The sequence below is a fragment of the Novosphingobium kalidii genome, assembly GCF_040534015.1.
Lineage (GTDB): Bacteria > Pseudomonadota > Alphaproteobacteria > Sphingomonadales > Sphingomonadaceae > Novosphingobium > Novosphingobium kalidii.
The window spans coordinates 182,565-191,376 of record NZ_JBEWLY010000027.1 but is presented as its reverse complement, the minus strand read 5'-3'; the positions used below and the strand labels follow the sequence as shown (position 1 = coordinate 191,376).

Annotated in this window: 9 protein-coding genes, 1 tRNA gene and 1 pseudogene; 8 read left to right on the top strand and 3 right to left on the bottom strand. The window is 62.7% G+C overall.

Annotated elements, in window-relative coordinates:
- Positions 1–157: 157 nt before the first annotated feature.
- Positions 158–234 (top strand) — tRNA-Met (locus tag ABVV53_RS17255).
- A gap of 39 nt (positions 235–273) precedes the next feature.
- Here ABVV53_RS17255 and ABVV53_RS17250 read toward each other — a convergent pair.
- Positions 274–537 (bottom strand): hypothetical protein, encoded by a 264-nt coding sequence (locus ABVV53_RS17250; RefSeq protein WP_353984411.1) that lies wholly within the window; start codon positions 535–537, stop codon positions 274–276.
- A gap of 13 nt (positions 538–550) precedes the next feature.
- Here ABVV53_RS17250 and ABVV53_RS17245 point away from each other — a divergent pair.
- The 4 genes and pseudogenes from ABVV53_RS17245 to ABVV53_RS17230 all read left to right on the top strand — a co-directional run.
- Positions 551–640, top strand: a pseudogene (locus ABVV53_RS17245) (IS5/IS1182 family transposase); the annotation flags it as partial.
- 1,259 nt (positions 641–1,899) lie between these two features.
- The gene (locus ABVV53_RS17240) at positions 1,900–3,204 is read left to right on the top strand and encodes an adenylosuccinate synthase (RefSeq protein ID WP_353985666.1); all 1,305 of its coding nucleotides are present in this window, start codon (positions 1,900–1,902) and stop codon (positions 3,202–3,204) included.
- Positions 3,205–3,222: 18 nt separating this feature from the next.
- Positions 3,223–3,741, top strand: coding sequence for a L,D-transpeptidase family protein (locus ABVV53_RS17235; protein ID WP_353985665.1), 519 nt, complete (start codon positions 3,223–3,225; stop codon positions 3,739–3,741).
- Positions 3,742–3,824: 83 nt separating this feature from the next.
- Entirely contained in the window at positions 3,825–4,823 is a 999-nt protein-coding gene (locus tag ABVV53_RS17230) for a sensor domain-containing diguanylate cyclase (protein WP_353985664.1), read from the top strand.
- A gap of 7 nt (positions 4,824–4,830) precedes the next feature.
- On the opposite strand, the gene ABVV53_RS17225 is transcribed toward ABVV53_RS17230, so the two are convergent.
- Entirely contained in the window at positions 4,831–4,998 is a 168-nt protein-coding gene (locus ABVV53_RS17225) for a DUF1674 domain-containing protein (protein WP_353985663.1), read from the bottom strand.
- 54 nt (positions 4,999–5,052) lie between these two features.
- Between ABVV53_RS17225 and ABVV53_RS17220 the strand changes: the two genes are divergently transcribed.
- Complete coding sequence (locus tag ABVV53_RS17220; protein WP_353985662.1) at positions 5,053–6,282, top strand: RsmB/NOP family class I SAM-dependent RNA methyltransferase; 1,230 nt, start codon at positions 5,053–5,055, stop codon at positions 6,280–6,282.
- A gap of 110 nt (positions 6,283–6,392) precedes the next feature.
- The gene (locus ABVV53_RS17215; RefSeq protein ID WP_353985661.1) at positions 6,393–7,226 is read left to right on the top strand and encodes a sterol desaturase family protein; all 834 of its coding nucleotides are present in this window, start codon (positions 6,393–6,395) and stop codon (positions 7,224–7,226) included.
- 70 nt (positions 7,227–7,296) lie between these two features.
- On the opposite strand, the gene msrA is transcribed toward ABVV53_RS17215, so the two are convergent.
- On the bottom strand, positions 7,297–7,824 hold the full coding sequence (msrA, locus tag ABVV53_RS17210) for a peptide-methionine (S)-S-oxide reductase MsrA (protein ID WP_353985660.1): 528 nt from the start codon (positions 7,822–7,824) through the stop codon (positions 7,297–7,299).
- A 115-nt stretch (positions 7,825–7,939) separates the two neighbouring features.
- Between msrA and ABVV53_RS17205 the strand changes: the two genes are divergently transcribed.
- Positions 7,940–8,800, top strand: coding sequence for a class I SAM-dependent methyltransferase (locus tag ABVV53_RS17205; RefSeq protein ID WP_353985659.1), 861 nt, complete (start codon positions 7,940–7,942; stop codon positions 8,798–8,800).
- Positions 8,801–8,812 lie beyond the last annotated feature (12 nt).

Genomic DNA, 8,812 nt, shown 5'->3' with positions numbered 1-8,812 from the left:
CCACGTGGCCCTCGTCGCGTCTCCAGCAGACGCAACCCGGCTGAACCATCAGCCACACAAATCACGCGGGGTGGAGCAGCCCGCCGCCCGGATCGACACAGTCGAAACAGGCACCAAACAACTGCTACTGGACTGAAACTCTCAGTCCACACGGTGACGCGGGGTGGAGCAGCCCGGTAGCTCGTCAGGCTCATAACCTGAAGGTCGTAGGTTCAAATCCTACCCCCGCAACCACCGCCATAGAACTCCACACCCCGCCTCTCAGGGCTGCGTTTACGGCATACGCCGTAAGATCCGCGACGTTTGCCACCACTTCTGCTGCCGGACCATCGCCCGCTTCAGGGTAGTCGGCGCGCTCTCGATCAAGACGTCCAAAGCTTCGCAAGCCTCGGCTCTGATCGTGTCATCGTCCAGGGTCTCACGTAGCGCGCCAACCTTGGCGGCGAACTGCTGCAGCAGAACAGGCTGAAGCAGGATCTGCGCAACTGGAGTGCTAGGCTCAGGACCCATTGATCGGTTGGTGGAGGGCGATGTCATGCAGGCTCCGCGGGATCGGCGGGCTCTGAGCGGGATCATCTTCGTCAATCGCACCGGTTTGCGGTGGTGTGATGCGTCCAGGGAATACGGCCCACACAAGACTTCCCGGACGATTGCCGCGTGGAGCTGGCTGCCGTCGCGGATAGCTTCCATTCCACGGTTGCTGAACCTACCCTACCTCGCCGGCGACTAGCAGTGCACGGGCGTTGGTAAAGATGGTTCATCCGTTCAACCTGCCCATGGGTCCAAGGCTGGTTCGGGTTGGTGAGCCGGTGTTAGATGTGTCGTGCTTCGCAAACCATGTCTAAGCGCATCGATGCGAGCAGACGTTGTTACAGTTACGCGGCTGCTCCGTGAATTGAACGCTATTGTCGGTCCGGATTGTGTGGATGCGGTAAGGCACAGCTTTCAGCAGATGTTCGAGGAATTCTCACGTTGTTCGTGGATCAGCCTTGTCGACCGGCTGGGGCACAGCGAACTTGCTGGTGCGGTGCCGACGAATAATAGGTATAGCTTGCCTTCTGCAGTCTGCACTTAGGCGATATCGATGTGGAAAAGGCTGATCGGATAGCGCTGAAGCTTGGGCTTGTGTCGCCTTCGACATCTAGCAGGCGAGAGCTGCCGTGCCGCTGAAGGCATCGATGCAGCACTGACGGTGTCGGGTGGGGATCGACGGTTGCAGGGCAGAAAGGCAGTCGTCCAGCGGCAGCAAGGTAAGGCGCCGGAACGGCACAGCCATCGCCCCTTCCGCTTCGCGCAAGCTCGTGGAGTGAGGAGCCTTCGGCCCTGTACTCAGATCCTCGACCGTCGACCGCTTACGTCACTTAGTTACCGTTTTGGGATTGATCCCCTGCTCGCCGCTCAGCGCCGCAAGTGAAGCTTGCGATCGCTGTATGGCTGCTCGGACGGTGTGCGTGGCCGCGGCGCTCCCGTGACGTACTTGTCCCATGCGGCTTCCTTCGATCTCATGAAAAAATCGCACGATTAAACCCTTGGGAACAAACACCGAGCTCAGAGAGAGCCAGTCTGGATGGCTGAATGGGCCAAAATATGGATTTACTGCCTGGAGGAGCCGTGCGCCGACGAACACGATTGACCGTTTTTAAGAATACGAGGCCAACTGCGGTGATCGCTGGCGGATATCCTGGCGGCTGTTCCGGCTTCTTTACGCCGGCTCCGCCGACATGAGCGGTAAGTTCTACGAGAGGGTGAATCTGCGCCCTGATCCATGGGGGCCCGGCGTAGAAGGGGTGGTTTTTCTGCCGCGTTGATGCAACATTTCCTTCACGTTGTATTGCCCCCGAACGGCGCAGGCCCTAGGGCGCGCCACGGACCGTAGGCAGCACAGGAAGGCCGCAGAACTTGGCCAACGTAACCGTGATCGGCGCTCAGTGGGGCGATGAGGGCAAAGGCAAGATCGTCGACTGGCTCGCCAGCCGGGCGGACGCGGTGGTGCGCTTCCAGGGTGGGCACAACGCCGGCCACACGCTAGTGGTGGGGGAGCAGGTCTACAAGCTCTCGCTGCTGCCCTCTGGCATCGTCACCGGTACGCTTTCGATCATCGGCAATGGCGTGGTTCTCGATCCCTGGGCTCTCAAGGCGGAGATCGAGAAGCTGGAGGGGCAGGGCGTTGCGATTAACACCGAGAACTTCGCACTGGCCGATAACTGCCCGCTGATCCTGCCGATCCACCGCGAACTCGACGGCTTGCGTGAGGCCGCAGCGGGTTCAGGCAAGATCGGCACGACGGGGCGCGGCATTGGTCCGGCTTATGAGGACAAGGTGGGCCGCCGCGCCATCCGCGTGTGTGACCTCGCGCACCTCGATGCGCTGGAGCCGCAGCTCGACCGCCTCTGCGCCCATCATGATGCACTGCGCGCCGGTTTCGGCGAGCCGGCGGTCGACCGTGCCGCGCTGATAGAGCAGCTCAAGGAAATAGCGCCCTTCGTGCTGCAGTACGCGCAGCCCGTGTGGAAGCGGCTGAAGAAGGTCCGCAAGGCAGGTGCGCGTATCCTGTTCGAAGGCGCGCAAGGCGTACTGCTGGACGTGGACCACGGGACTTACCCCTTCGTCACCAGTTCGAATACGGTGAGCGGCACCGCCGCTAGTGGCTCGGGCCTCGGTCCGTCGGCGACCGGCTTCGTGCTCGGCATCGTCAAGGCTTACACCACCCGCGTCGGTTCGGGCCCGTTCCCGACAGAGCTCGAGGACGACACTGGCCAGCGCCTCGGGGAGCGCGGTCATGAGTTCGGCACGGTCACCGGCCGCAAGCGCCGCTGCGGCTGGTTCGACGCAGTGCTGGTGCGCCAGTCCTGCGCGATCTCAGGCGTGACCGGCATCGCCTTGACCAAGCTCGACGTGCTCGACGGCTTCGACAAGGTGAAGATCTGCACCGGCTATCGGCTCAACGGCCCCAACGGCAGTGCTCGGGTGCTGGATTACTTCCCCAGCCATGCCGCCGACCAGGCCAATGTCGAGCCGATCTACGAGGAAATGGACGGCTGGAGCGGCACTACCGCCGGGGCGCGCTCGTGGGCGGATTTGCCGGCGCAGGCGATCAAGTACATCCAGCGGGTGCAGGAATTAATTGAAACGCCAGTGGCGCTGGTCTCCACCAGTCCTGAGCGCGAGGACACGATCCTGGTGCGCGACCCCTTCCAAGACTGATAGCAAGAGCGGGACGCGATGCGCGGCCTCGCTCCTCTTGCGGGGCTTTCGTTAGCTCTCATCGCCGCCGCCTGCGCGCCGGTGCGGCCCCTCGAACCGGCACCGGCTGAGCAGAGTGCTCCCCGCGTCGATCTGTTGCGCGCCCGCAAGGCGGCGCGCACGCTGGAGGTCTGGTCGGCAGGGCGGCTGGTCCGGACCATTCGAGGCATTCAGCTTGGATGGCAGCCGATCGGCCCAAAGCGCTTCGAAGGGGACGGCAAAACGCCCGAAGGACGGTACGTCGTAGACTGGCGTAACCCGCGTAGCGCTTATCACCTTTCGTTGCACATCTCGTATCCCGATTCGCGCGACGTGGCGTTCGCGCGCGCGCGCGGGAGCAGCCCCGGTGGTATGATCATGATTCATGGGCAGCCCAACGGTGTCAGCGGGCGCGTGCCCGGGGACTGGACGGACGGCTGCATCGCCCTTTCCGACGCAGAAATCGAGCTGCTGTGGGACATCGTACCGGACGGAACCGCGATTGAGGTTACTCCCTAGGGTATAGGTGGGAAATCTTAACCTTCGTCTGGCTAGCATCTCCGTCGACGTCCGTGAAAAACCGCAACACAGACGGGATGAAAATGTATCGCGATACTACATTGATAGACGAGCTCGCACGAGTTGCCGCGTTGCAGCGGCTCGCAGTTCTGGACACAGGACCGGAGGAGCCGTTCGAGAACATCGTGGCGCTTGTTCGAGCGGTCTTGGCCGTGCCCATGGCAGCGGTGTCGCTGCTCGACGAGGACCGGCAATGGTTCAAGGCGCGCAGCGGCGTCGCGGTGCCTGAGACCCCGCGCGAGATCTCCTTTTGTACGCACACGATCAATCAGCGTGATCCGTTGGTGATCCCTGACGCCATCAAGGATAGGCGCTTCGCGGACAACCCAATGGTGGTCGGCGAGCCTGGCATTCGCGCATACGCAGGTGTCCCGCTGCGTACTGCGGACGGCTACAATGTCGGTTCGCTCTGCGCGGTCGATACCCGGCCGCGTGAGTTCGGCTCCGCCGAGATCGCTATGCTGAGCGCATTCGCGAGAGTGGTCGTGGACCAGCTGGAACTGCGCCGTATCGCGGGCCGCGATCAACTGACCGGGGCTCTCACCCGCCGCGGTTTCATCGAGAGCGCCATGCAGGAGATAGAGCGGTTCCGTCGCTACGGCCGCATCGCGAGCATCGTGATGATCGATATCGATCATTTCAAGGCCATCAACGACACGCACGGACATCCGGCAGGAGATGCTGTGCTGCGTGAGGTCGCCGGAATCTTGCGGGGGCAGGAGCGAGCCAGTGATCTGTTGGGGCGGATCGGTGGTGAGGAGTTCGCCATGCTGATGCCTGAGACGAACGCGCAAGGAGCGTTGGCCGTGGCAGAGCGCTTGCGGGCAGCGATTGCCACGACCCCCGTCGAAGCAGGTTCTGGCATACAGCTGCAGGTTACCGCGAGTTTCGGGATCGCACAGCTTGATGCCGCGATCATCAATCCGGATGGCTGGTTCGCAGCAGCCGACGTGCCGCTCTATGCGGCCAAACGGGCCGGGCGCAATTGCTGCGTCGCTGTCTCGGGGCCCGCGAGCTCTTAGGCGAGCATTAGAAGTCGATCGCGATCCCTTTCTGCACCCAGTCACCATAGCGGGTAGGGGACAGGCCATCCGGGTCCTGCTGCTTTGCAGGCGCCTGGGGCTGCGGGGGTGGAGCGTCGGTCCAGTGTGCCGGCTTCTGGAACGTCTCGGGGCGCTTGGTGGCTCGTTGGGTCATACGATCCATGTGGGATGGGTGGCGGTGCTTGGCAATCGCGATTAGGGCGGACCGATGGATATCCCAGGTCTTCCCGCAAGGCGCGCTGCGCTAAACCTCCTCGATGCCGTGCTGCGGCGCGGCGAGACAATGGAGCAAGCGGCAAGCGGCGCGCTCTCCCGCGTGCGCGGCGATGCCGACCGTGGGCTGGCGAAGGCGATTGCCTCGGAGGCGCTGCGCTGGCGAGTCGATCTTGATGCCCTGATCGACAGCGCTACGCGTCAGCGTCTGCCGGAGGATGCGAAGCCGCGCGCCGTGCTGGAGATCATGCTGGCTCAGGCGCTGCGGTTGGAAACGCCTCCTCACGCAGCCATCGCGACGGGGTTGCCGCTTCTGACGGGAGGTCCGCGGCGCCTGGCGCACGGCGTGTTCTCGACTCTGATGAAGCAGGGCGCCACATTGCCGCCGGTCCCGACGCTTCCGGACAAGGTGCGCGAACGCTGGGGGCAGCGGGCAGACGCCATCGCGGCAGGAGTGGCCTTGCCGCCGCCGCTCGACCTTTCGTTGCGGGACCCGGCCGCAACGACGGAGTGGACAGAGCGGCTGGGCGGAATATCACTGGCGCCGGGACATGTGCGGCTTCCTCGCGGCACTCCGGTCGAGGCTCTGGACGGCTTCCGGGAAGGCGCTTGGTGGGTGCAGGACCTGGCGGCGACTCTGCCGGCAAGGCTGCTTGGCCCCGGCGAAGGGCGACGCGTTCTGGACCTTTGCGCTGCACCCGGCGGCAAGACCCTGCAACTGGCTGCGGCTGGATGGGAAGTCACCGCGCTTGATATCAGCAAGCGGCGTATGGAGCGGCTCGCAGACAATCTCGAACGGACCGGCCTGTATGCGCGCGTGGTGATCGCTGACGCGCTGAACTGGGTGCCCGAGGCTCCCTTTGACGCAGTCCTGCTGGACGCGCCCTGCACCGCAACCGGCACATGCCGGCGTCACCCGGATGTGCTCCACCGCATCGGCGAGCGCCAGATCGAGGAGATGACGCAGTTGCAGGCGCGCTTGCTCGCGCGGGCCTGTGACTGGCTCTCAGCCGGCGGTAGCCTTGTATATGCCGTTTGCTCGTTAGAGCGCGCCGAGGGAGAAGAGCAGGCGCGGAAGGTGCCTCTGGCGCCCAACCCGATCCGCGCCGATGAGCTGCCCCTGGGGCTCTCCCCAGAGAACGGATCGCTGCGAACCGACCCCGGTCAGCTTGGAGAGCAAGGCGGCTTGGACGGGTTTTTCATCGCTCGCTGGTCCCACTCGTAAAATTCCGATCGCGATAGTTGCGATAGAGGGCAACTCACAGTTGCGTGAGAATGTCGTTCTCGCTAATGGCGGGGTGGCGGCGGAACTCGCCGGCGGGGATGGAGGGTGAAATGCAGGCAAACTGGCTGGAAGCAATAGCCGCAGACTATCAATGGAAGCTCTCCGCGATCACGCTCATGGCGATCTTCGCGGTCAATTTCGTGCTCGCGAAGATGGTGCTGCTGGTGCCGGCCTTCCGCGAAGAGGATGCGCGCAACCGTAAGGCATATGCCGCGAAGATGGAGAAGCCGAACTACGCGGCGAACCAGAAGTGGAACCGCAAGTGGGGCGGCTTCTTCGTGGCGGTGATTTTCGCCCTGATCATGCCTTTCTGCGTGACCTTGGAGGCGCAGCCTTGGTGGAAGTTTCTCGTCGACGTGTTCGTGATCCTGATGGTCTACGATTTCGTCTATTACCTCACGCACCGCTTCGCGTTCCACGACGCTAACGGACGCCAGGGTCCGCTGACCTGGATGCATGCGGTGCATCACCGCCAGCACAATCCCTGCCGCGGGGACTCCAGTTACATCCACCCTCTCGAAGTGGCGATCGGGCTCGGGCTCTACGTCGGCACCATCTTCGTGCTCTCGCGCTTCATGGGAGATTTCCACGTCGTGACCGTGGTCATGACTTGGCTGGTGTTCTCGCAGGTCAACCTGCACAACCACGACTTGTGGAAAAGCGATCGCTTCCCGTTCCGCTATCTGAACTACTCAGCGGAAATGCACCACAATCACCATGCCAAGTTCACCGGCGGCAACTTCGCCACCATCACGCTGCTTTACGACTGGATGTTCGGCACACTTGATCATGGCGATGAGCACCGCGCGCGGATCAAGGCGAAAGCCGCACGCGCCGAAGCCAAGGCGCAGCAGCAGGCTTTGGAAGAGCAAGCCCCGGCCTGATCTCAGAGCCAGCGCAGCTCGGAAAATTTAAGGCCCTGTCCCGGAAGCGGGGCAGGGCCTTTCGTTTGGATCAGGCTTTTACCTTGGCCTGGAAGCTCTTGCGCAGCTTCATCAGCTTGGGCGGAATTACTGCCAGACAGTACGGATTGCGCTGGCCTTCGCCTTCCCAGTACTCCTGGTGGTAGTCCTCTGCCGGATACCACTCGGACGCGTCCTCGATCGTTGTCACCACGCGGCCGCCATTCTCGTCGTTAGAGCGCGCGATCGCCGCTTCCGCCTCGGCTCGCTGCGCGTCGTCCAGCGGAAAGATTGCCGAGCGATATTGCGTGCCCACGTCGTTGCCCTGGCGGTTCAATTGCGTCGGATCGTGCGTGCCCATGAACACGTCCAGGATCTCTGCATAGGAGATCACTTCCGGATCATAGTGGACCTTGATCGCTTCCGCGTGTCCGGTCGAACCGGAGCAAACCTGCTTGTATGTCGGGTTTTCAACGCTGCCGCCGATGTAGCCGCTTTCCACGGACTCTACGCCGATGACGTCGCGGAACACTGCTTCTGTGCACCAGAAGCATCCGCCCGCCACGATTGCCGTCTCCATGCTGTTCATCTTCCTGTGTCTGGCTGTTCTGAGCCGTAGATAGGAAGCGCCTGATCGCTTGTCATGGTCATGCGGGGCGGTACGGTGCGCACTTCCGTCATGGGGAGAATCGACGATGCGCCGTTTCCTGCTCTCATTCGCGACCAGTCTTGGTCTCATTGCTGTTCCCGTGGCGGCTCACGCTGCTGAGAATGCTGGCGGCGTACCCGCGTGCGAAGGCTGCCAGGCCCCGCTCGTACGTGCTGCTGCCGACGCTAAGCGCCAGAACGACCGCGCGCGCGATGCGTGGCGCCATCCGGTGGAAAGCCTCTCTTTCTTCGGCGTGGAGCCGGACATGAAAGTGGGCGAGTATGCCCCCGGCGGCGAATGGTACTCGCGGTTCCTGGGGCTGTATCTGGGAGAAAAGGGCAAGCTCGTCGGACTCTTCTTCGATCCCACGTCCGGGCCGTTCGATGAGAAGCGCCAGGCCGGAATTGTTGCCGCGGCTGCGAAGTATCCGCAGGACGTAGCCACTTTCACCGGCCTGCCAGCCACGAATTTCGCCGCGATGACGCTGAAAGACGTGCCGGAAGCACAGAAGGGCACGTTCGACCGTATCCTCATACCGCGCATGCTCCACAACATGCTGAACTGGAACAACGCGGACAGCGAGCTGAAAGCAATGCGCGAACTGCTCAAGCCGGACGGGATGATCGGCATCGAGCAGCATCGCGCGAAGGCCGATGCGCCTTATTCCTATGCCAATGGCTCCAAGGGCTACTTGCGCGAAGCCGACGTGATCCGGCTGATGGAGCTGAATGGTTTTGAGCTGGTTGGCAGCTCGGACATCAACGCAAACCCAAAGGACAGCGCGAACTGGCCGGCTGGTGTCTGGACACTGCCGCCGACACTCGCTCTCAAGGATCAGGACCGCGCAAAGTATCAGTCGATCGGTGAAAGCGACCGAATGACCTTGTTGTTTCGCAAAAGGCCCTAATATGTGCGGGCC

Bases quoted from the DNA above. Each gene is read 5' to 3' on its own strand.
- ABVV53_RS17250 (WP_353984411.1), bottom strand. From the start codon at position 537: ATGACATCGCCCTCCACCAACCGATCAATGGGTCCTGAGCCTAGCACT.
- ABVV53_RS17235 (WP_353985665.1), top strand. From the start codon at position 3,223: ATGCGCGGCCTCGCTCCTCTTGCGGGGCTTTCGTTAGCTCTCATCGCC.
- ABVV53_RS17230 (WP_353985664.1), top strand. From the start codon at position 3,825: ATGTATCGCGATACTACATTGATAGACGAGCTCGCACGAGTTGCCGCG.
- ABVV53_RS17225 (WP_353985663.1), bottom strand. From the start codon at position 4,998: ATGACCCAACGAGCCACCAAGCGCCCCGAGACGTTCCAGAAGCCGGCA.
- ABVV53_RS17220 (WP_353985662.1), top strand. From the start codon at position 5,053: ATGGATATCCCAGGTCTTCCCGCAAGGCGCGCTGCGCTAAACCTCCTC.
- ABVV53_RS17215 (WP_353985661.1), top strand. From the start codon at position 6,393: ATGCAGGCAAACTGGCTGGAAGCAATAGCCGCAGACTATCAATGGAAG.
- msrA (WP_353985660.1), bottom strand. From the start codon at position 7,824: ATGGAGACGGCAATCGTGGCGGGCGGATGCTTCTGGTGCACAGAAGCA.
- ABVV53_RS17205 (WP_353985659.1), top strand. From the start codon at position 7,940: ATGCGCCGTTTCCTGCTCTCATTCGCGACCAGTCTTGGTCTCATTGCT.